This is a genomic window from Halocynthiibacter sp. (assembly GCF_049608145.1).
Classification (GTDB): domain Bacteria; phylum Pseudomonadota; class Alphaproteobacteria; order Rhodobacterales; family Rhodobacteraceae; genus Halocynthiibacter.
Window position 1 is genome coordinate 26,338 of sequence record NZ_JBMYXF010000001.1, and the last position, 20,964, is coordinate 47,301.

Below are 20,964 nucleotides of genomic sequence, written 5' to 3' on the forward strand. Positions count from 1 at the left end.
ATCCAGCGCAAAGAATACCTGTCTGCGAATCCATATATTACCCTGATGGAACGCATATCTGATCTTCGCCGTCTTGGCCTGTTTGATGCCCGTGTACCGCGATACACGAGCTATCCCACCGCACCCGTTTTCTCAACTGATCTAGGGGCTGATTTTCAGGCGGAATGCCTGGCTTCTTTGGATCCGTGTGAACCGGTTTCTGTCTATGTCCACGTGCCGTTTTGTGAACGGCTTTGCTGGTTTTGCGCCTGTCGTACCCAGGGCACCCAAACTATGTCACCCGTGGCGGGTTATGTGAAAACGCTGAAGGCAGAGTTGGAGATGATCCGCGCGCGCCTGCCAAAGGGCGTGAAAATGGGGCGTCTGCATTGGGGTGGTGGGACGCCGACTATTCTGTTGCCTGAGATGATCCATGACCTGGCCCAGGCGGTGAAATCAGTTTTCCCACCTGCTGACGAATTTGAATTTTCCGTTGAAATAGACCCTACTTTGGTCGATGCGGCGAAGATCGAGGCGTTGCGTCTGGAAGGCATGAACCGGGCCTCTATCGGCATTCAGGATTTTGCGGAAGATGTGCAGGAAGCCATTGGTCGCCATCAGCCTTGGGACGTCACAAAACATTGTGTGGATATGCTGCGTGCGGCTGGGATCCATTCGCTGAACGCTGATCTGGTGTATGGCCTGCCATTTCAATCAGAAGATCACATGCGCGATACAGTCGCGAAGGTGCTGGCCCTGGATCCTGACCGTATGGCGCTGTTTGGCTATGCCCATGTGCCCCATATGGCCAAACGCCAGAAGTTGATCAAAGAAGAAACTCTGCCAGGTGATCTGGAACGCTATACATTGTCTCAAGTCGCCGCTGAAATGTTTCGCAATGCGGGCTATCAGGCGATTGGCATTGATCACTTTGCCAAGGCGGATGATGAATTGTCGCTGGCTTTGCAAGAAGGCCGTCTACGGCGGAACTTTCAGGGCTATACTGCTGATCATTGTGATACGCTGATTGGTATCGGGGCGTCTTCGATTTCTTCCTTTAAGGAAGGTTGGCTGCAGAATGCACCCGCGACCGGTGCGTGGACCGGTAAAGTAGAAGCAGGCGTTCTGACCGGTTCCCGCGGGCATCGTTTTCAGAAGGATGATTTGCTGCGCAAAGCGGTGATTGACGGGCTGATGTGTAATTTTGAACTGGATCTAGGCCTACTTGGTTCACAGTTTGAACAGGCGTCAGATCTGATAGATCTGCACAACATGATTGCGTCAGAGTTTTCACCATATGTGGTGCAAGATGGCGCCCTGTTGCGGATCACAGAAGAAGGGCGTCCTCTAACCCGGATCATCGCCAGCCGTTATGATGCCTATACACGCGATGCGGGAACCTATTCCAAGGCCTCTTGATCGGAAATGCCAGTGCGGGGGCCAGCCCCCGTACCCCCGGAGTATTTCTTGCAAGATGAAATAAGTAAGATGTACCCGTGTGGGAGCGGCGGATAGAAGATCAACTTCGAATGCAGGGAAGAACATCACCTTCTTCCGGTGTGGCTTCCCAGGCGGCACGGGCAATTGCACGTGAAAGGCACATAGCAGCTGCGTGGCCTAGGTCAGCAAGTTCGGGTGCTTGGCGTTTGTCTGTGCTGGCTGCAAAAATCAGATCACCATCCATCGGGGAATGGGCGGGCACAATTGCGCGCCCAAGACCGTCCTGTGCCATGACAGCCATACGTTTGCACTGGGCTTTGGTCAGGGTGGCATCGGTTGCAACGATGGCGATGGTTGTATTGGCGGTGGGGGCTTGATTTGCATCCGCCGCAAGTTCCATCATTTTTGCGATCTTCTTGCTGTGATGTGGCAGGCATCCGATGGAACGCGGATCAGGGCCTAATCCACCAAATTCAGCGCCGATTTCGAAAGTTGCCGCGTGAAAATGGCCATTCGCTGTGACCACATTTCCAATGGGGTTTGCGGCAACAAGCGCCCCGACAGTTGTTCCGCAAGGCATGACGAGAGAGGCAGAGCCCAGCCCCCCTTTGCAATTGCCTGTGACCGCGCCTTTACCCGCGCCATAACTGCCAAGAGAGAAATTTTCTGAAGCGTTGTTGAGTGCCGACCGCCCCAGGGCACGGTAAGGGTTTTCGCTCCAAGCTTTGTCTCCGCCATTCAGCAGATCAAAAATAATGGCACCCGGCACAATCGGGATCAGGGCAGGGCCCAGCTGAAATCCGCGCCCGATGCTGCGTAACCCGTCACTGACGCCGGACGGGGCATCAAGACCAAAGGCGGAACCGCCGGACAGGACCAGCGCATCAACCTGTTCTACGGTCCGCTGGGGATCAAGCAGTTCGGTTTCCCGTGTGCCTGGTGCTCCGCCCATGATATCAACCGAGGCCGTAAAAGGCGTATCGCCAACCAGAACTGTGGTGCCGGATTTCAGTTCCGTGTTATCCGCATTGCCCACGCGCAGTCCTTGGACATCGGTGATCAGGTTGCGGGGGCCAGGTTGCATGGGGATCATATGCAGCGCCCGCCGTCGACTTCCATTGCTACGCCGGTGATCATGCTGGCCTCCTCTGAACAAAGAAAAGCAGCGGCATTGCCCATGTCTTGTGGGGTGGAAAAACGTCCAATTGGGATGGTTGAAACAAATTTTTCGCGCATCTCGGGCGTGTCTTCCCCCATGAAGGATTTCAACAATGGTGTTTCGCCGGCAACAGGATTGATCGCGTTGACGCGTACACCTGCGGGGGCAAGTTCCACAGCCATGGCTTTGGTCGCGGTGATCATCCAGCCCTTGGATGCATTATACCATGACAATCGGGGGCGTGGGCTGACCCCAGCTGTGGAGGCAACGTTAAGAATTGCCCCAGATCCCTGCGCTTTCATCAGGGGAACGATGTGTTTTGCCGCCAGATACACCGACTTTGTGTTTACATTCAGGACGCGATCGAAATCTTCCTCAGAAATATCTTCCATTGCGGCGGGCAAATGGGTGATACCAGCGTTGTTCACAAGTACATCGATGCGGCCCATTTTCACCAGTGCCGTCGCGGTCAACCTGCCAACATCGGCGTCACTTGAAACGTCGCATTGCGCCGCGAATGCGCCGATGCCACGTGCAGTTTCCTCTGCCGCGGCGCCATTGATGTCAGCGATCAGAACGGTTGCTCCTTCTGCGATGAATTTCTCGGCAATCCCCAGACCAAAGCCTGATGCACCGCCGGTTACAATTGCTGTTTTACCTTTAAGTTTCATGATATTGCCTTATCCATGTTTCGCCGCGACGGTTTTTAAGGTGGAAAATCCATATAAGGCTTCAAAGCCTTTTTCTCGGCCGTGACCGGATTTTCCGACGCCCCCAAAGGGCAGTTCAACCCCGCCCCCGGCGCCGTAGTTGTTGATAAATACCTGCCCTGAACGCAGGTGTTTTGCGAGACGCATTTGCCGCGCACCGCTGTCAGTCCAGATCGAAGCCACCAAACCAAAATCCGTTCCGTTTGCAATCTTTACGGCCTCTTCTTCATCGTCAAACGGGATGATCACCTGCACTGGTCCAAAGATTTCGTCCTGCGCAAGGCTGTGACGGGCATCGACCGGAGCAAACAGAGTTGGCGCAACATAATGACCTGTATCCGGTGCATCTGCGATGATCTGGCCTTCGCCGATTTTCTCAAGGGTGTCGCCTGCATGAAGAAAACCAGAAACGATCTCTTTCTGACGGGCGGAAATCAGCGGGCCGACATTCAGATCTGACAAAGCCGGGCCGACTTTCAATGCGCCATAAGACATGGCCATTTTTTCGCAGACTTCATCAAAACATGCGCGTTGCACTAAGATGCGGGACGAAGCGGAACAGGTTTGACCCGCGTTCTGAATGCCTGCGTTGACAAGGAAAGGTAAGGCTTCGTTAATATCCGCGTCTTTGAACACCAATTGCGGGGATTTTCCACCCAGTTCCAAGGTGACGGGCACAACATTGTCACCGGCGGACTGTTGGATGAGTTTACCAACGCCCACGGAGCCCGTGAAGGAAATGTGATGCACGCCTGGGTGGGATGACAGGGCGGCGCCCGCCTCTTCGCCAAGGCCCGGTACCACGTTCAAGGCGCCTGCGGGCAGGCCCGCTTCACGGGCGATTTCGGCAAAGGCAAGTGCCGTCAGGCAGGCCTCTTCTGCGGGCTTCAGTACACAGGCATTGCCCATGGTTAACGCTGCCCCGACGCTGCGACCGATGATCTGCATCGGATAGTTCCACGGCACGATATGGCCGGTTACACCGTGGGGCTCGCGCAGGGTGTAAACCGTATAGCCATCCATGTAAGGGATTGTTTCACCATGAATTTTATCCGCAGCGCCCCCGTAGAATTCCATATACCGCGCAAGGGCCACAGCATCGGCCCGCGCCTGTGTCAGAGGTTTGCCAACGTCCTGCGCTTCTATGCGGGCCAGTTGGTCTACACGGGTCAGGGCAAGTTGCCCGATCCGCGTCAGGATACGTCCGCGTTCCACAGCTGTCATTCTGCCCCAGTCCCCTTGAAGGGCGTTTTCTGCGGCGTGGACGGCAGCGTCGATATCTGCCTTTGTTCCCCGTGCAATTGCACCTGTGATCTGCCCTGTTGACGGATCTTCGACAGGTAATGTGTCACCGGTTACAGGGGCAATCCAGTGGCCGTTAACAAAGCATTTATCTGTGTCGAACCAGAGGTCCTGGGAAAGGGTCATATTGTTTCCTTTAAGTCATCAGGCAGGCGGGGTGCAGCTGCGATCAAAGCCTGGGTGTAGGGATGTTGTGGTGTGTCAAAAACAGTGTCTGTTTCCCCGGTCTCGACGATTTCCCCGGATTTCATGACCAGAACCCGGTCGGTGATTGTACGCACGACAGACAGGTCATGAGAGATGAACAAATAGGTCAGCCCGTGTTTTTGTGAAAGCTCTGCCAAAAGGTCTAGAACCTGGGCGCGTACGGATACATCGAGGGCGGAAACCGCTTCGTCCAGGATGATCAGTTCTGGGCGTGTGATCAGAGCGCGGGCAATTGCGATACGCTGGCGCTGACCACCGGAAAATTCGTGAATATGTTTGTGTTTGTCATCTGCGGACAGTCCAACGGATTTCAAAGCCTGATCAACTGCGGTTTCCATGGCAAGCCCCCTGGGCGGGTTGTCCAATAGATGAAAAGGTTCTGTGATCAGTCGGGAAACCTTCCAGCGAGGGTTGAACGATCCGTATGGATCCTGAAACACCACTTGCATCTTGCGCCGGGCGACACGGTTGATCTGCCTATCTGTAAACAAGGGCGCACCATCAAGGATAATTTCGCCACCTTGAATGGCTTCAAGCCCCAAAATCGCCCGTGTTAGGGTCGATTTTCCGCAACCGCTTTCCCCCACCAAACCCAGACTTTCGCCGCGTTTGATTTCGAAACTTACGTCATTCACCGCGCGGAACTTACCGGGGGCTGCAAACAGTTTTGTGCGTGGAAGGGTATAGTCACGGATCAGTCCGCGCACCTGCAGAAGAGGTTTCTTTTGGACGGGTGCCGTGCGATCGGGTTGATGCGACGAGGCTTCGAACAGCGCCTTTGTATAGGGGTGCTGCATGTCCTTATAAAGGGTCGCGGCGGGGCCTTCTTCGACCACTTGGCCATCTTTCATAATCACGATGTGATCGGCCATATCCGACACCACCGCAAGATCATGGGTGATCATCATGAGGCCCATGTTGTCTTCCGTCACCAGCCGTTTCAGCAGGGTCAGAATTTCGGCCTGGGTCGTGACATCAAGGGCTGTGGTCGGTTCATCCGCGATCAGCAATTTCGGGTGACGGGCAATTGCCATGGCAATGACTACACGCTGACGCTGACCGCCGGACATTTCGTGTGGATAGCGGGTCAGAGGAAAGCGATCTTCGGGTAACTCGCAGCGATCAAGGGCTTTGCGGGCGCGGTCCAGGGCGTCGCGCTTACTGACGCCTGGTTCATGAATACGAATGGTTTCGGCCACTTGATCCCCGATGTTTTTCACGGGGTTCAACGCGGTCATGGGTTCCTGGAACACCATGCCCACATCATTGCCGCGAATGGCACAAAGATCAGATTCGGATGCCTTTAAGATCTCGGTATCTGCGAGAGTGATCGCACCAGTACAGGTCGCGGCATCGGGCAGCAATTGCATCACAGAAAACGCAGTCATGGATTTGCCAGATCCGCTTTCACCAATCACGCCTAGGATTTCACCTGGGGCGACAGACATGCTGACATCGTGCAGGATCTTCACCGCACCAATTTTCATGGACAGGTTACTAATTGTCAGTAGGCTCATGATCGGGCCTTTCTGACTTTGGGATCAAACGTATCGCGTAATCCATCTCCCATCAGGTTTAACCCCAGAACGGTCAGCACGATCGCAAGACCTGGAAACAGGGCCAGATAGGCATGGGTGTAAATCAATGTCTGACTTTCGGCCAACATTCGCCCCCAGCTGGGGGTCGGGGATTGCACACCTAGACCGACAAAAGACAGGCCCGCTTCGGCAAGAATGCCAAGGGAGAACTGGATGGTGCCTTGGACAATCAGCAGGTTCATGACATTGGGCAGGATATGTTCCACTGAAATCCGGGTCGGGGATTTTCCTGCAACGCGGGCAGCCAGAATATAGTCTCGTTCCCACAAAGACAGCGCCCCGCCGCGTGTGATACGGGCGAACACCGGGATGTTAAAGATACCAATGGCGATGATGGCGTTGATGGCAGAGGGCCCGAAAATAGCGGTGATCAGAATGGCGATCACAAGGGATGGAAAGGCGAAAACCAGATCATTGCCGCGCATGATGATTTCATCCCACAGCCCGCCTTTTTTCGCGGCCGCGGCCAGGCCAAGCGGCACGCCAATCACCATGCCAATGCCAACCGCAACCAGCGCTACAGCAATCGACACGCGCGCGCCGATCATGATCATCGACAGAACATCGCGCCCGTATTGATTGGTTCCCAGCAGGTTGGGCCAGCCAGGGGGCAGTTGCCGGTTGGCGATATCAACTGTGGTGACGTCATATGGGGTCCAGGCGAAGCTGATCAGGGCCGCGAAGGCAAAGATCAGTGTCAGGATCAGACCAAGGGTGAAATTGCGGGATCTCAGGAGCATTCGGATCATGTCCGGGCCCTCCGCAGGCGTGGATCGGCAATGCCATAGGCAAGATCAACGGCGAAGTTCACAAGGATCACCGCAAAGACCAAAATCATCACCACGCTTTCCACTACAATCAGATCCCGCTGGGTGATGGCCTGAAAGATCAGCTGTCCAAGGCCGGGCAGGAAAAAGACTTTTTCAATGATAATGCCGCCCGCCAGAAGAAACGCGAACTGCAACCCAATGATGGTCAAAACGGGGATCAGCGCATTGCGCAATGCGTGCCGCCATAGGGCCTGGCGACGGGTCAGGCCTTTGGCGCGGGCGGTGCGGATGTAGTCTTCAGATAAAGTGTCTAACAAGGCGGATCTCATGACGCGGGCAAGGATGGATGCTTGGGGAAGGGCCAGGGCAATGGCGGGCAATGTCAGGGCTTTCATCGCCGCGAAAAAACCAGCATCCCAGCCGGGAAACCCACCGGCAGAGAACCACTGAAGATTGATGGCAAAGACCACAACCATCAGCATGGCAAACCAGAAATTGGGGATCGCAACGCCCAGTTGCGTGATCCCCATGACCGATACATCGGCAACAGATCCGCGTCGCGTGGCTGCAATGATGCCCGCAGGAAAGGCGATAAGCGTCGACAGCGTCAGAGCATACAGCGCCAGCGGGCCTGATATGATCATGCGCTCGGAAATCATCTCAGCCACGGGGGTGCGATAGGTATATGAGGTGCCAAAATCCCCCTGTATCATGCCCGTGATCCACGAAAAATACCGTTCCCACAGCGACACATTCAGCCCCAACTGTTCCCGCAGCGCCATGATCGTATCTTCCTGCGCATTGATGCCCAGCATGAAAGATGCTGGATCACCGGGCACGATTTCCACGGCGGCAAAAATGACAAGGCTTGCGATGATCAGGCTGATCACAAGCGCCTGGAGGCGTTTCAGGATATAGCGAAGCATGGGGTTTCCGGCGTTCAATAAGCCCCCGGCAACATATGTCGCCGGGGAAGGTCAGGGTCGGTATCAGTCGGTCCAGCTTACGCCGGTCAGATCGGTGGCTTGTGTCGGCGCATTGGCCCAGAGCCCCTGGATCTTAACGTTTGCGACAGACAGGGATGCCAACTGGAACAGATAACCGTTCACATAATCATCAGCGATGGTCTGCTGTGCCGTGGCGATCATTTCGCTGCGTTTGGCGGGATCGGTTTCGGCGGTCAGCGTATCCATCAGCGTCTGGAATTCAGCGTTGTCATACTGGAAGTAATATTCCGGCCGCGCGTAAATCCCGATGTCGAAAGGTTCCGTATGGCTGACGATCGTCAGGCCGAAATCTTTGCCGCGAAAGACCTCTTCCAGCCATTGTGCCCATTCCAGATTGCTGATCTCGGTTTCAATCCCGACCTCGCGCAGTTGGGCTGCGATGATCTCTCCGCCGCGACGGGCGTAAGAGGGGGGCGGCAGTTTCAGCGTGGTAGTAAACCCTTCGGCAAAACCCGCCTCAGCCAGCAGGGCGCGGGCTTTTTCCGGGTCATATTCGGATTGCCCCGTCAGATCGACGTAATCCGGGTTGTGGGGGGCGAAATGCGTGCCAATAGGCGTGCCATAGCCAAACATTGCCCCGTCGATAATTGCCTGGCGATCAATCGCGTGGGCCAGGGCCTGACGCACCTTCACATTATCAAAGGGCGGCATTTTGTTGTTGGTCGACAGGATTGTTTCCCCTTCGGTCGAACCGACGAGAACTTGAAAGCGCGGGTCGGCTTCGAATAGGTTTAGGTTTTCAGGGGCCGGAAAGCCAGAAAACGCATCCACATCACCTGCCATCATGGCGTTCAGCGCCGCAGAAGGTTCTGAGATGAATTTAAATGTCGCGCTTTCCAGCGCAGGCGCATCCCCCCAATAGGCGTCATTGCGCAGGATGGTGATCGCATCGCCCTGTACCCAATTGGCAAAGGTAAACGCGCCCGTGCCCACGGGTTTTGTGGTGATGTTTTCAATGCTTTCTGGAGCAACAATCACGGCATCGCCCCAGGCCAGATTAAACAGGAAGTTCCCGTTGGGTGCGGTCAGGGTGATTTTGACGGTATGCGCATCGACGGCTTCTACGGATGCAATGCCTTCAAATAGGGCTTTTTGTGCGTTGGTGCTGTCTTCGGACCGGGCGCGATCCAGGCTGAAAACCACATCGCTTGCCTCAAAATCTGTGCCATCGTGGAAAGTCACGCCATGACGCAGATTGAACGTCCAGGTCAGACCATCTTCGGAAATTTCCCAGGTTTCGGCCAAGCCAGGGTTTACAGCGCCATCCGGGCCAAATCGTGTCAGACCTTCAAAAATGTTGGAATACACCACCTGATCTATTGCCCCAGCAGCGGCGCTGGTCGGATCCAGATGTGGCGGTTCCAGCTGGAGACCTATGGTCAATTCAGTCTGAGCGGCAAATGCCCCACCTGCGATCAGTGCGGCAAAAGAAGCGGCTGCGGTTATTCTGGTAAATGTCCCTGGTTTCTTCATTGTCATCTCCCTCTGTTCTGGCCGTAGTTTTGTTGCGAATTGGCCGTTGCGCAAGTCTTGCGGCAGTTCCCCTACGTCTTATTTGGTTTATACCGTAGAATTACGGTGTCGTCAGTGTTATATGTTTTGGGCAATGCCGCAAAGTGCCGGAGCCCCTGATGAGTGCCACAGCCCATAAAACCGCCCCGCTTCCCGATGACATTCGGGGGCGCAAAGGGGGGGATCCGCTGGTCAGTTTGACCGCCTATACCACGCCAATGGCGCAGATGATGGATGATCATTGCGATTTTGTCTTGGTGGGCGACAGCGTTGGTATGGTGCTGCACGGACTGCCGTCGACCTTGGGTGTGACCATGGACATGATGATCATGCATGGTCAGGCCGTGGCACGTGGGCTGCAATCGGCAATGATGGTTATCGACATGCCCTTTGGCAGTTACGAAGAAAGCCCGCAACACGCGTTTCGCAATGCCGCCCGTCTGATGGCGGAAACTGGGGCGGGGGCGGTTAAATTGGAAGGTGGCGCGCATATGGCCGAAACCATCGCGTTTCTGGTGATGCGCGGCATTCCGGTCATGGCCCATATCGGCCTGACACCGCAGTCGATCAATACATTGGGCGGTTATAAGGTGCAGGGGCGCGGTGATGCCGGTGCTGCGCTGATCACAGATGCAAAGGCTGTGGCAGCGGCTGGTGCCTTTGCTGTGGTGCTTGAGAAAGTGCCAGCAAATCTTGCGGATCAGATCACCTCTGACATTGATATTCCGACGATTGGGATCGGGGCATCGGCGGGCTGTGACGGGCAGATCTTGGTGGTGGATGATATGCTGGGTTTGTTCACGGCGTTTAAGGCGAAATTCGTAAAAAGATATGCAGAGCTTGGCACGCAGGGTGAGGCCGCGATTGCCGAATACGCCCGGGAAGTGCGCGCGCGCAGCTTCCCGGGGCCAGAGCATATCTTTGCGGATCAGGCACCCGGAAAGGGATGATGGATATGACATCACAACAGCCGCCCCGGATCATTCGCGGGCTGGATGAATTGCGCCAGATCACGCGTGCTTGGAAACGCGCCGGTGAAACCATTGGCGTTGTGCCAACTATGGGCGCGCTGCACGATGGACATCTGTCCTTGGCACGGGCTGCGCGAAAGAGTTGTGACCGGGTGATTGTGACGATCTTTGTGAACCCGAAACAGTTCAATAACCCGGAAGACCTTGCGAACTACCCCCGCACCGAGGTGGAAGATGCGCGCAAATTGACGCCCGTGGGGGTGGATGTGGTCTGGGTTCCCGGTGGGGAACAGATGTATCCATCTGATTTCACAACAAATGTTTCCGTGTCGGGCCTGACTGACGTGATGGAAGGGGCGCATCGCCCCGGACATTTTGATGGGGTTGCAACGGTGGTTGCTAAGCTGTTTTTGCAGACAGCGGCGGATCAGGCTTTCTTTGGGGAAAAGGATTTTCAACAGCTGATGATCGTTACCCGCATGGCGCGGGATCTGGACATTGATATCGAAGTCATCGGGTGCCCGACCGTGCGCGAAGAAACCGGTTTGGCGATGTCGTCGCGCAACCTGTTGCTGTCGGACCATGCCATGATGAAGGCCGCAACCTTGCATGAGGTAATGACAGATACGGTTGAGGCGTTGGTGGGCGGCGCAGAATTTTCGACGTTGCAGGGTGTTGCGATGACCCGGTTGCGGGCCGCGGATTTCACCGAAGTGGAATATTTCGAGATCCGCGCCCATGATGATTTCACTCTTCTGACAGCTCCCACGCGCCCGGCCCGCCTGTTTGCGGCGGCCTGGCTTGCGGGTGTGCGGCTGATCGACAATATCGAAGTGCCTGTGAAGGGATAATCGCGCAGACATGGTTAATCCATCCCTGGCCGGGGCAGAAGTTCGGCCAAGGATTGTGCCATGACGCGCGCACTTTCGACCATGTCATCGACACCAATATATTCATCCGGTTTATGGGCCAGTTCTAGAATGCCAGGTCCATAGGCGATGCAGTTTTTCAACTTGCCGATGCGATCAATGTGTTTCTGGTCATAGGTGCCTGGGGAAACAACATATTCGGCGTCTTTCCCCATCACATCTGAAATCGCACGGGACACGGTTTCTACAACGGGTGCAGATTTTTCGGTCATCGTCGGCAGAACCCGATGCATTTCACGGATGTCATAGCGGAAGTTTTCGCGTTCCCCGGCGACCTTATCCAACACATCTGTGATCTCACGTTGCACATCGTTGATGTCTTCTTCGATTAGGAAACGTCTGTCGACGATCATCTTGCAACTGTCAGGCACACAGGGTGAGGGGAGGCCGGTGAAATCTTCGGGCTGCTCCGCCTGACCGCCGTGGATGGAATTGATGTTCATGGTCGATTGCCGCGCGCCCAAGGGAACGACGGGCATGTCGGTGCGTTTTTGGGCGAGGGCCGGAAACAAGCTTTCTTCCATTTCATTCACAACCGCCCCCATGTGCCGGACGGCGCAGTCCCCAAGGAAGGGCATGGACCCATGGGCGATTTCACCATGTGTTTCGATCTCGGCCCACCAGACACCGCGGTGGCCCAGGCAGATGCGATCTTTCTGCAAGGGTTCTGGGATGATGACATGTTGTACACGCTGGGGCGCGAAAAACCCTTTCTCGGCCAGATAGGCAACGCCCCCAAAGCCGCCGCTTTCTTCATCCGCAGTCCCCGAGATTTCGATGGATCCGGCAAAGTCTGGGAAAAGCGCAATAAAGGCTTCTGCTGCGATGATCGACGCCGCGAGTCCGCCTTTCATATCACAGGCCCCGCGTCCGTAAATTTTGCCATCATGCAATTCTGCGCCAAAGGGATCAAATGTCCAACCTTGGCCCACATCTACGACATCGGTGTGGCTGTTGAAATGGACGCATTCGCCGGGATATTTGCCTTCGTATCGCGCGACCATATTCCAACGTGGGTACTTATCACTGTCTCCAGGGGTGCCATAGGCGCGGACCAATTCCACAGAAAAGCCTTGACGTTTCAGTCGGTTTTCCAAGTATTCGCAGATCAGAAGATAATTTTCACCTGGTGGGTTCAGGGTTGGAATACGGATCAGATCCTGTGTCAAAGCAATCAGATCATCGCGCCGGGCTTCTATTTCCCGGGCAATCAGATCAGAGATGTTGTCAATCGTGGTCAATGGATGTTCCTGTCCCTAAATCGCACTTGCAGGTTTACGCAGAAATGATACGGTATCAATACCGTAGGATCACGGCGCAGGAGGGCCGGTATGGATATTTCAACAGATGTGGATGCTCTTGCCTTTGATCTGGCGCCTCTTGGTATTGTCTTGACGGAAAACCGCATGATCTGCAGCGTGAATCAGGTGTTTGCGGACCTGACCGGGCGTAGCAAAGGCATGTTGATTGGCCTGTCGTTTCGCGAACTATACGGCAGTGCGCGGGAGTTTGAAGATTTTCGCGATATTGGCATGGATGCACTGAAACGTGGCGAAATTTACACAGATGAACGTCTGCTGGCAAAGGAAGGCGGGGTTGCGACGTGGTGTCGGTTTCGCGCCCGTACATTAACCCCGGCCGATCCGTTGGCGCGTGTTGTGATGTCCTATGCGGCAATTTCAGACGCGACTGCGGGCGTGCGCCTAACCCCGCGCGAAAGGGAAGTTGTGGTTTTCCTGAGTCAGGGAAAAACCAGTAAAGAAATTGCCAAGGCGCTGGGCTTGTCACCGCGTACTATTGAAGATGTACGGGCGCGTTTGCTGAAGAAGCTGGACGTACGCAATGTGACCGAGCTTTTGTCAAAATTGTCACGTGGTGATTTTTGAGGGGGCTGCATGAAATTTGGATATTGCCCGGTTGACCAGGCTGAAGGCGCAACCCTTGCCCATAGTCTGAACATCAATGATCTGCGTCTGAAAAAGGGCTGTATTCTGGGGGCGTCAGATATCGTCGCGCTGACTGCTGCGGGTGTTGACGGGGTCTCTATCGCCCGGGCCGATCCCGGTGATGTCGGGGAAAATGAGGCCGCCGCACGGATTGCCGCGACAATCAGGGGGGAAGGCCTGCATTGTGCAGATCCTGTGCATGGGCGTGTAAATCTGATCGCGGGGATGGATGGTCTTCTGCAGGTCGATGTGCCCGGGGTCATCGCCCTGAACCAGGTGGATGAGGCGGTAACACTGGCGACATTGCCAGAATACAGCCATGTGCGCGCAGGCTCTCTTGTGGCGACCGCAAAAATGATCCCGTATTTTATTCCTGCAGAGACCGTGAGACGGGCCTGTGATACCCCGCCGCTGATGTCACTTGCCCCGTTTCGCCCGCTGCGCTGGGGGCTTGTGCTGACCCGTGTGCGGGGCATGAAGGAAAGCCTGATTGCCAAGGCAGAAGATGCCACCCGTCAACGTGTTGAACGTTTGGGGGGGCAGCTTGTTCAGGTGCAGGTCTGCGATCATCACGAAGAGGATCTCAAGACGGCATTGTCAGAAATGCAGGCCACCCATGCCCCGGATGTGTTTCTGATCCTGACAGGCTCTGCAACCTCAGATCGCGCGGATGTTGCGCCTGCGGGACTGTGTCAAGCGGGGGGAATTGTTACGCGATTTGGCATGCCCGTCGACCCGGGAAATCTGCTGTTTCTGGGCGAGCTTCTGGGCAAACCTGTGATTGGTCTTCCGGGATGTGCCCGTGCCTTGGCCTTGAATGGTGCGGATTGGGTGTTGGAACGTGTGGCGGCGGGGCTGGAACTTGGGGATGCAGATTTCGCGGCGATGGGGGCGGGTGGATTGCTGAAAGATGTTCCTGAACGTGGCGCACCACGGCGGACACAAGCAAAATGACGGCTGATGTGCACATCATACTGTTGGCGGCCGGCGCATCCCGACGAATGCAGGGCGAAGACAAGCTGATGCGTCTTGCGGGGGGAGAGCCTCTTTTGCAACGTTCTTTGCAAAAGGCCTGTGCCAGCGCGGCAAAACATGTGTCTGTTGTGCTGCCCGGTGAGAAACCTGAACGTCTGGAAATTGTGAATGCCAGCCGCGCCTGCCCGATCTTTGCCGTCAATTGGCAGGATGGTATGGGGGCATCTCTGGCTGCGGGTATCGCGGACATGAAAGGCGGGGACGCGGTGATCATCGCTTTGGCTGATATGCCAGATCTGACGGTAGATCATTACAATGCGTTGATTCATTGCTTTGCTGACGTGCCGGATGACGTGAGGTCACAAGCTATCATTCGGGCCGCCAGCGCCGACGGGACGCCCGGGCACCCTGTGTTGTTCGGCAGCAGCTGGTTTGCAGAACTGGGTCGGGCACAGGGGGATCAGGGGGCTAGGGGCATTTTACAGCGGGAAAAAGGGATTGTGCAGCATATCAATACGCCACGCGATGGAGCGATTACAGATCTAGATACGCCCGACGCTTGGACGACCTGGGAGGCGCGGCAGGGGAAAAAACAACAGGAATTCCCGTCATAATGCGTGGCCCCGGCGACACAATTTGTCGCATGGCATGCGCGAAGAACCTTGTTCCCGATGGCCCGCCCGCCTACATGAAGAGGATGAAACGCTGGATCCCATTTCTCAAATCTGAAAAAACCGTTGCTGTGGTGCGCTTGTCTGGCGTGATCTCGGCCGGCAACCGTGGCCTGTCTGATGAAAAGATCGGCCCAGTTCTGGAAAAGGCCTTTTCCAAAGGCAAGCCTTCGGCTGTGGCGCTGATTATCAATTCTCCGGGGGGATCGCCGGTGCAGTCATCCCTGATCGGGGCACGCATTCGCCGCCTGTCAGATGAGAAAAGCGTGCCAGTTTTTGCTTTTGTAGAGGATGTCGCAGCATCCGGGGGCTATTGGTTGGCCGCTGCAGCAGATGAAATTTATGCGGATCAAAGTTCTGTTCTGGGATCAATCGGGGTGATTTCCGCCGGGTTTGGTCTGGAAGATTTTATTGCACGTCATGGTGTGCACCGGCGCGTCTATACCGCGGGTACGTCAAAATCGATGCTGGATCCGTTTAAGGCTGAAAATCCCGAAGATGTGGATCGCCTGAAGACAATCCTCGAACAAATTCACGATGTCTTTATCGATCATGTGAAAACCCGACGTGCCGGTAAATTGGACGCGGATCAGGACCTGTTTAATGGCGAAGTACGCATCGGGGCGCAGGCGGTGAAAGCCGGGCTTGCTGATGGCCTTGGTCACATGAAAACCGTGATGAAAGACCGGTTTGGTGAGAAATGTAACTTTCGAACATATGGCGTAAAACGCGGTCTTCTGGGCCGGTTTGGGGCCAGTGCTGCTGAAGGTATGGCGGGCGCCGTAGAAGAGCGAATTGAATTCGCGCGATACGGGCTTTAACGGATGATTATTAAAATTGTTGTTCTGTTTCTGGTTGGAATGATGGTACTTGCCATGTTTGGCAAACTGCGCTTTCCGGGGCAGGCAGCAATTGAGAAACAGAAATGTCCGCGCTGCGGACGCTTTCGCATTGGTCGCGGACCCTGTGCGTGCGGAACCAAAAAGGGCTGACGACTGTGATGGACTGGATCTTCGTGGGGCTTGGCCTGATTATTCTGCTTTTGGCGGGCGATGTGCTTGTGAAAGGCGCTGTGAATTTGTCGTTGCGCATGGGCATTCCTGCGCTGATTGTCAGTCTGACAATCGTGGCTTTTGGCACCTCTGCACCCGAATTACTAATTGCCATTCAGGCGGTGACCGAAGGTGCGCCGGGTATCGCGATGGGCAATGTTGTTGGGTCAAACACAGCGAATGTTTTGCTGGTTCTGGGTGTGCCCGCGATTATGACCGGATTGCATTCCAGTGAGTGTAATACGCGCAAAACCTACCTGTACATGATCTTGGCCACGTTGATTTTTATCGGTGTCTGCTTTGCCGGGCCGCTGACCTGGATGCATGGGATCGGTCTGCTGGTTGTCCTGGCTTATATTTTGTTCGATCAGGCACGCGAGGCGAACCGCCACCGCAAGGCCGGGCGTGACTGTGCCCCTTGTGATGAACTCGAAGAACTTGAAGGTGCCGATGAAAACATGCCGGGCTGGCAGATCGGCTTGTTTCTGGTGTTGGGCCTGATTGGCTTGCCTTTGGGGGCGGAGCTTTTGGTCGAAGGGGCGGTGGATATCGCCCGTGACTTTGGTATCAGTGAAACCGTCATCGGCCTGACACTGGTCGCTGTGGGCACATCCTTGCCGGAACTGGCGACAACAGTGATGGCTGCTCTGCGCCGTCAGGCGGATGTGGCCTTGGGAAATGTCATCGGGTCAAACATGTTTAATCTGCTGGCTATTATCGGGATCGCCTCTCTGATCGGGGATATTCCCGTGGATCCGCAATTCCTGAAATTGGATATCTGGGTGATGCTGGCAGCGTCGCTGATGCTGTTCCCTTTTGTCTTTCTGCGCTGGAATATCACCCGGGCTTGGGGCATCTTCTTCTGTGTGCTTTACGTCGCATATATTTGCGCAATCCTGAGCTAACGGCGCTGGATTCGCTTGTCTGAGATGCGTTAACAAAACGTTAACCACAGCAGTGAAGATGACGGAAATTCAAATCCTGCGACAACTTGTGCACGGCGTTAAAGAGGCGTTACAATACCGTAACAAAAATATTAATGTTATCAGTTGTTTGGAGGGTGAAGTTAAAATTACCTTTAAAAACAATAACTTGAAAAACTGCCTAAAAATTAGGCAAATCGACGAAAGCCGTTATTTTCCGCAGTCTGGTCACACTCAGGGAAAGTTACCCCCGGAGTTATCCACAGAAACAGTTGATATGTTTTATCTTGTGTCAGCTACGATAAGATTGCAGCCAGAACAGAATCACAAAAATCCGAATGACAGACACTGAAAACACTGATTTCCCAATAGATGAAGCTGGCAAACCTCTGGTTGGTCATGCCTGTGTGCACAGTTATCTGAAGACGTTGGACAACTCGCCCGGTGTTTACCGGATGTTGGATGAGACCGGGAAAATCCTATATGTGGGTAAAGCGCGCAGCCTGAAAAAGCGCGTGTCAAATTACGCAAACCCGAATGGCCATACCCCGCGTATTCTGCGGATGATTTCCCAGACCCGGCGCATGATGTTTCTGACCACGCGTACCGAAACCGAAGCGCTGCTATTGGAACAGAACCTGATCAAGCAGCTGAAACCACATTTCAACGTGCTGCTGCGGGATGACAAAAGCTTTCCCATGATCATGCTGACGGGCCATCATGAATTCCCGCAGATCAAAAAACATCGTGGTGCACGTAAGGCGAAGGGCGATTACTTTGGTCCCTTTGCATCTGGTGGGGCTGTAAACCGGACCCTGAACCAGTTGCAGCGTGTGTTTATGCTGCGCGATTGTACCGATAGTATGTTCAACAGCCGCACCCGCCCGTGTCTGCAATATCAGATCAAGCGCTGCACCGGGCCATGCTGTGGTAAAATCAGCACCGAAGATTATGCAGCCTCTGTGAAAGACGCGCGAGATTTTCTACAGGGGCGTACCAGTGGCATTCAGGCGAACCTAGCAAAGGAAATGCAGGTGGCCAGCGATGCGATGGAATTTGAACGCGCCGCGGCCTTTCGTGACCGTATCAATGCGCTGACACAGGTGCAGCAAGCCCAGGGCATCAATCCGCAGAATGTGGCCGAAGCCGATATCATCGCCCTGCATATGGAAGGTGGGCAAGCCTGTGTGCAGGTCTTTTTCATTCGTGCGAACCAAAACTGGGGCAATAAGGATTTCTATCCGCGCACCGGGCAGGGGGGCGAGGGGAATGAAGGTGCCGATCCCAGCGAGGTTTTACAGGCTTTCATCACGCAGTTCTATGACAACCGCGAACCACCTCGTTTGGTTCTGATCTCAAACGTTGTGGATGATCCGGACCTGGTGGCTGAGGCCCTGGCACAGAAAGCGGGTCGTAAGGTCGAAATGTCTGTGCCCCAGCGGGGGGAGCGTGCGGATCTGGTTGATAACGCCATGCGTAATGCCCGTGAAAGCCTTGCGCGCAAGATGGCGGAAACTGCGACCCAGGCGAAATTGTTGCGTGGTGTGGCAGACGCTTTTGATCTGAAGGCCCCACCAAAGCGGATCGAAGCTTATGATAACTCGCATATTCAGGGCGCCCATGCGGTTGGGGCGATGATCGTGGCCGGACCCGAAGGTTACATGAAAAGCCAGTATCGCAAGTTTAACATCAAGGGGGATGACCTGACCCCGGGCGATGATTTTGGCATGATGAAAGAAGTCATGACACGCCGTTTTAAACGCTTGCAAAAAGAAGATCCCAACCGAGAAACGGACGCTTGGCCTGATCTGTTGTTGATTGATGGTGGCGCAGGGCAGGTATCAGCGGTACGTGAAATCATGCGTGAATTTGGCGTGGAAGATATCGAGATGGTTGGGGTGGCCAAAGGTGTTGATCGGGATCACGGCAAGGAAGAATTTTATCGCACTGGAAAACGTCCTTTTGCCCTGCAACGTAATGATCCCGTGCTGTATTTCATCCAGCGTCTGCGGGACGAAGTGCACCGCTTTGCCATTGGTACACACCGCGCGAAGCGGTCTAAAGCCATCGGCGCGACACCGCTAGACGAAGTCGCCGGCGTTGGGGCCACACGCAAACGTGCGTTGCTGGCCCACTTCGGATCTGCGAAAGCCGTCAGCAGGGCTGGGCTTGAGGATCTGAAAGCTGTGGATGGTATCTCAAATGCTTTGGCTGAAGTGATTTATGGGCATTTCCATGAAAAGGGCTGACCCCCGCGTTAACCCTGCTATGCTGCGACGGAATGCGTGGGGGCCTGCGTATCATTGTTGCCTTTCCCCCGGTTTGTGAAGCGAGTACAAAGACACTATGATCTGGAACCTACCAAATATTCTGACTGTTATGCGTCTCTTTGCGGCCCCTGGGGTTGCGGTGATGTTTTTGTATTTCAACCGACCCTGGGCGGATTGGTTCGCGCTTTTGCTGTTTTCAGCTGCCGCGATCACCGATTTTGTCGATGGTTATCTGGCGCGCGCTTGGGCGCAGGAAACCAAATTCGGCGCGATGCTGGACCCGATCGCTGACAAAGCGATGGTGGTGATTGCGCTGCTGGTAATCACTGGATTTTCTGGCATGAACCCCTGGATCCTGCTGCCCGCCACGATCATCATCTTCCGCGAAGTTTTCGTATCCGGCCTGCGGGAATTTCTGGGCGCAAAAGCAGGGCTTTTGAAGGTGACTAAACTGGCGAAATGGAAAACCACGGTGCAGATGGTTGCGATTGCCGTTCTCTTCGCCAGCGGGATGTTTGAACATTCTCTGGTCTCACATGTTGCCGGTATGGATGCTGCCTTGGTCGATCAGATCTTTGCAGGTGAGATCGAAGATGAATTTCATATTGTCCGGGCCTATTACGGTGAATATGTCACCTGGCATGGCGGCGTTGCCCTGTTGTGGGGCGCAGCTATTCTGACATTGATCACGGGGTGGGATTACTTTGCCAAGGCCCGCCCATTCCTGAAGGAAGAAGATGATGACGCTTGATGTTCTGTATTTTGCTTGGTTGCGGGAACGCATTGGTGTGCCGCGTGAAAACCTAGAAACACAGGCTGCAACAACGGGTGATCTGGTGAAAGAACTGGTCGCAAAAGGTGACGGCTACGCTGCGGCATTTTCTGACCTGACCTCGCTTCGGGTGGCTGTGGATCAAGAACTGACTGATTTCGATGCCTCACTGGTTGGCGCCCGCGAAGTGGCGTTTTTCCCGCCCATGACAGGCGGCTGACATGGACATTCGCGTTCAGGACACCCCATTTGATTTCGGCACCGAAGCCCAGGCGTTTTCCGATGCCCAAGACGGCGCGGGTGCGATTGTCACCTTTACGGGTCTTGTGCGGGATCTGCCCGGTGCGCCGCTTGAAGTGATGGAAATCGAACATTACCCGGGCATGACGGAAAAGGCGCTGGAAAAGATTGCACAGGATGCCTGCGCACGTTGGGAATTGTCTGGCTGTCTTATCATTCACCGGTATGGAAAAATGCGCCCCGGTGACCAGATCATGATGGTTGCTACGGGATCAAAGCATCGCAAAGACGCCTTTGAAGCCGCCGAATTTTTAATGGATTTTTTGAAATCCCGCGCGCCCTTTTGGAAACGTGAAGTGACTGCGGAAAACACCGCATGGGTCGACAGCAAAGCAGCGGATGAAGATGCGCTCAGTCGGTGGGAAAAAGCCCAGTAAACTACGGCAAAATTCGGGGCAGGTCCGAATTTCTCTTCTATCGGTGGGGCAAGTCGTATAACTCGGATAACAGGGTTATCAAAAGATATTACAC

At 54.8% G+C, this 20,964-nt stretch carries 20 protein-coding genes; 12 read left to right on the forward strand and 8 right to left on the reverse strand.

What is annotated here, in order from left to right:
• The first annotated feature begins 45 nt into the window (after positions 1-45).
• The gene (hemN, locus tag ACPGUT_RS00150; protein WP_423988381.1) at positions 46-1,398 is read left to right on the forward strand and encodes an oxygen-independent coproporphyrinogen III oxidase; all 1,353 of its coding nucleotides are present in this window, start codon (positions 46-48) and stop codon (positions 1,396-1,398) included.
• 100 nt (positions 1,399-1,498) lie between these two features.
• Here hemN and ACPGUT_RS00155 read toward each other — a convergent pair whose 3' ends face one another.
• The 7 genes from ACPGUT_RS00155 to ACPGUT_RS00185 form a co-directional block, all read right to left on the reverse strand.
• The gene (locus ACPGUT_RS00155) at positions 1,499-2,503 is read right to left on the reverse strand and encodes a P1 family peptidase (RefSeq protein WP_423988382.1); all 1,005 of its coding nucleotides are present in this window, start codon (positions 2,501-2,503) and stop codon (positions 1,499-1,501) included.
• Between the two features lie 5 nt (positions 2,504-2,508).
• The gene (locus ACPGUT_RS00160) at positions 2,509-3,249 is read right to left on the reverse strand and encodes a glucose 1-dehydrogenase (protein WP_423988118.1); all 741 of its coding nucleotides are present in this window, start codon (positions 3,247-3,249) and stop codon (positions 2,509-2,511) included.
• 9 nt (positions 3,250-3,258) lie between these two features.
• The gene (locus ACPGUT_RS00165; protein WP_423988119.1) at positions 3,259-4,716 is read right to left on the reverse strand and encodes an aldehyde dehydrogenase family protein; all 1,458 of its coding nucleotides are present in this window, start codon (positions 4,714-4,716) and stop codon (positions 3,259-3,261) included.
• Entirely contained in the window at positions 4,713-6,314 is a 1,602-nt protein-coding gene (locus ACPGUT_RS00170) for an ABC transporter ATP-binding protein (RefSeq protein ID WP_423988120.1), read from the reverse strand. Before ACPGUT_RS00170 ends, ACPGUT_RS00165 begins: the two co-directional genes overlap by 4 nt.
• Entirely contained in the window at positions 6,311-7,144 is an 834-nt protein-coding gene (locus ACPGUT_RS00175; RefSeq protein ID WP_423988122.1) for an ABC transporter permease, read from the reverse strand. Before ACPGUT_RS00175 ends, ACPGUT_RS00170 begins: the two co-directional genes overlap by 4 nt.
• Positions 7,141-8,091, reverse strand: coding sequence for an ABC transporter permease (locus tag ACPGUT_RS00180; protein ID WP_423988124.1), 951 nt, complete (start codon positions 8,089-8,091; stop codon positions 7,141-7,143). Before ACPGUT_RS00180 ends, ACPGUT_RS00175 begins: the two co-directional genes overlap by 4 nt.
• Before the next feature lie 63 nt (positions 8,092-8,154).
• On the reverse strand, positions 8,155-9,645 hold the full coding sequence (locus ACPGUT_RS00185) for an ABC transporter substrate-binding protein (protein ID WP_423988125.1): 1,491 nt from the start codon (positions 9,643-9,645) through the stop codon (positions 8,155-8,157).
• A 158-nt stretch (positions 9,646-9,803) separates the two neighbouring features.
• Between ACPGUT_RS00185 and panB the strand changes: the two genes are divergently transcribed.
• Together panB and panC are read left to right on the forward strand one after the other, a co-directional pair.
• Positions 9,804-10,634, forward strand: a complete 831-nt coding sequence (gene panB, locus ACPGUT_RS00190; RefSeq protein WP_423988127.1) for a 3-methyl-2-oxobutanoate hydroxymethyltransferase — start codon at positions 9,804-9,806, stop codon at positions 10,632-10,634.
• Between the two features lie 5 nt (positions 10,635-10,639).
• Complete coding sequence (panC, locus tag ACPGUT_RS00195) at positions 10,640-11,506, forward strand: pantoate--beta-alanine ligase (RefSeq protein ID WP_423988129.1); 867 nt, start codon at positions 10,640-10,642, stop codon at positions 11,504-11,506.
• A gap of 14 nt (positions 11,507-11,520) precedes the next feature.
• Here panC and ACPGUT_RS00200 read toward each other — a convergent pair whose 3' ends face one another.
• Positions 11,521-12,825: an acetylornithine deacetylase/succinyl-diaminopimelate desuccinylase family protein gene (locus ACPGUT_RS00200; RefSeq protein WP_423988131.1), complete on the reverse strand. Its 1,305-nt coding sequence runs from the start codon at positions 12,823-12,825 to the stop codon at positions 11,521-11,523.
• 90 nt (positions 12,826-12,915) lie between these two features.
• Here ACPGUT_RS00200 and ACPGUT_RS00205 point away from each other — a divergent pair, with 90 nt between their 5' ends.
• The 9 genes from ACPGUT_RS00205 to ACPGUT_RS00245 all read left to right on the forward strand — a co-directional run bounded on the left by ACPGUT_RS00205 (position 12,916) and on the right by ACPGUT_RS00245 (position 20,870).
• Entirely contained in the window at positions 12,916-13,470 is a 555-nt protein-coding gene (locus ACPGUT_RS00205) for a LuxR C-terminal-related transcriptional regulator (RefSeq protein ID WP_423988133.1), read from the forward strand.
• Between the two features lie 9 nt (positions 13,471-13,479).
• Positions 13,480-14,484 carry a molybdopterin-binding protein gene (locus tag ACPGUT_RS00210; RefSeq protein WP_423988134.1) on the forward strand — a complete coding sequence of 335 codons (1,005 nt, stop codon included), beginning with the start codon at positions 13,480-13,482 and terminating at the stop codon, positions 14,482-14,484.
• Positions 14,481-15,119: a nucleotidyltransferase family protein gene (locus ACPGUT_RS00215; RefSeq protein ID WP_423988135.1), complete on the forward strand. Its 639-nt coding sequence runs from the start codon at positions 14,481-14,483 to the stop codon at positions 15,117-15,119. The genes ACPGUT_RS00210 and ACPGUT_RS00215 overlap by 4 nt, the downstream gene beginning before the upstream one ends.
• An 83-nt stretch (positions 15,120-15,202) precedes the next feature.
• A complete protein-coding gene (locus ACPGUT_RS00220; RefSeq protein ID WP_423988136.1) occupies positions 15,203-15,997 on the forward strand; it encodes a S49 family peptidase in 795 nt (264 codons plus the stop codon).
• A 176-nt stretch (positions 15,998-16,173) separates the two neighbouring features.
• On the forward strand, positions 16,174-17,133 hold the full coding sequence (locus tag ACPGUT_RS00225; RefSeq protein ID WP_423988383.1) for a calcium/sodium antiporter: 960 nt from the start codon (positions 16,174-16,176) through the stop codon (positions 17,131-17,133).
• 356 nt (positions 17,134-17,489) lie between these two features.
• Positions 17,490-19,400 carry an excinuclease ABC subunit UvrC gene (gene uvrC, locus ACPGUT_RS00230; RefSeq protein WP_423988137.1) on the forward strand — a complete coding sequence of 637 codons (1,911 nt, stop codon included), beginning with the start codon at positions 17,490-17,492 and terminating at the stop codon, positions 19,398-19,400.
• Between the two features lie 97 nt (positions 19,401-19,497).
• On the forward strand, positions 19,498-20,172 hold the full coding sequence (gene pgsA / locus ACPGUT_RS00235) for a CDP-diacylglycerol--glycerol-3-phosphate 3-phosphatidyltransferase (protein WP_423988138.1): 675 nt from the start codon (positions 19,498-19,500) through the stop codon (positions 20,170-20,172).
• Positions 20,162-20,413: a molybdopterin converting factor subunit 1 gene (gene moaD / locus ACPGUT_RS00240; protein ID WP_423988140.1), complete on the forward strand. Its 252-nt coding sequence runs from the start codon at positions 20,162-20,164 to the stop codon at positions 20,411-20,413. The genes pgsA and moaD overlap by 11 nt, the downstream gene beginning before the upstream one ends.
• 1 nt (position 20,414) lies before the next feature.
• Positions 20,415-20,870 (forward strand): molybdenum cofactor biosynthesis protein MoaE, encoded by a 456-nt coding sequence (locus ACPGUT_RS00245; protein WP_423988141.1) that lies wholly within the window; start codon positions 20,415-20,417, stop codon positions 20,868-20,870.
• Positions 20,871-20,964 lie beyond the last annotated feature (94 nt).

What these genes read in the sequence shown, in the direction of transcription:
- hemN (WP_423988381.1), top strand. Translation starts at nt 46, where the DNA reads ATGGAACGCATATCTGATCTTCGCCGTCTTGGCCTGTTTGATGCCCGT.
- ACPGUT_RS00155 (WP_423988382.1), bottom strand. Translation starts at nt 2,503, where the DNA reads ATGCAACCTGGCCCCCGCAACCTGATCACCGATGTCCAAGGACTGCGC.
- ACPGUT_RS00160 (WP_423988118.1), bottom strand. Translation starts at nt 3,249, where the DNA reads ATGAAACTTAAAGGTAAAACAGCAATTGTAACCGGCGGTGCATCAGGC.
- ACPGUT_RS00165 (WP_423988119.1), bottom strand. Translation starts at nt 4,716, where the DNA reads ATGACCCTTTCCCAGGACCTCTGGTTCGACACAGATAAATGCTTTGTT.
- ACPGUT_RS00170 (WP_423988120.1), bottom strand. Translation starts at nt 6,314, where the DNA reads ATGAGCCTACTGACAATTAGTAACCTGTCCATGAAAATTGGTGCGGTG.
- ACPGUT_RS00175 (WP_423988122.1), bottom strand. Translation starts at nt 7,144, where the DNA reads ATGATCCGAATGCTCCTGAGATCCCGCAATTTCACCCTTGGTCTGATC.
- ACPGUT_RS00180 (WP_423988124.1), bottom strand. Translation starts at nt 8,091, where the DNA reads ATGCTTCGCTATATCCTGAAACGCCTCCAGGCGCTTGTGATCAGCCTG.
- ACPGUT_RS00185 (WP_423988125.1), bottom strand. Translation starts at nt 9,645, where the DNA reads ATGAAGAAACCAGGGACATTTACCAGAATAACCGCAGCCGCTTCTTTT.
- panB (WP_423988127.1), top strand. Translation starts at nt 9,804, where the DNA reads ATGAGTGCCACAGCCCATAAAACCGCCCCGCTTCCCGATGACATTCGG.
- panC (WP_423988129.1), top strand. Translation starts at nt 10,640, where the DNA reads ATGACATCACAACAGCCGCCCCGGATCATTCGCGGGCTGGATGAATTG.
- ACPGUT_RS00205 (WP_423988133.1), top strand. Translation starts at nt 12,916, where the DNA reads ATGGATATTTCAACAGATGTGGATGCTCTTGCCTTTGATCTGGCGCCT.
- ACPGUT_RS00210 (WP_423988134.1), top strand. Translation starts at nt 13,480, where the DNA reads ATGAAATTTGGATATTGCCCGGTTGACCAGGCTGAAGGCGCAACCCTT.
- ACPGUT_RS00215 (WP_423988135.1), top strand. Translation starts at nt 14,481, where the DNA reads ATGACGGCTGATGTGCACATCATACTGTTGGCGGCCGGCGCATCCCGA.
- ACPGUT_RS00220 (WP_423988136.1), top strand. Translation starts at nt 15,203, where the DNA reads ATGAAACGCTGGATCCCATTTCTCAAATCTGAAAAAACCGTTGCTGTG.
- uvrC (WP_423988137.1), top strand. Translation starts at nt 17,490, where the DNA reads ATGACAGACACTGAAAACACTGATTTCCCAATAGATGAAGCTGGCAAA.
- pgsA (WP_423988138.1), top strand. Translation starts at nt 19,498, where the DNA reads ATGATCTGGAACCTACCAAATATTCTGACTGTTATGCGTCTCTTTGCG.
- moaD (WP_423988140.1), top strand. Translation starts at nt 20,162, where the DNA reads ATGACGCTTGATGTTCTGTATTTTGCTTGGTTGCGGGAACGCATTGGT.
- ACPGUT_RS00245 (WP_423988141.1), top strand. Translation starts at nt 20,415, where the DNA reads ATGGACATTCGCGTTCAGGACACCCCATTTGATTTCGGCACCGAAGCC.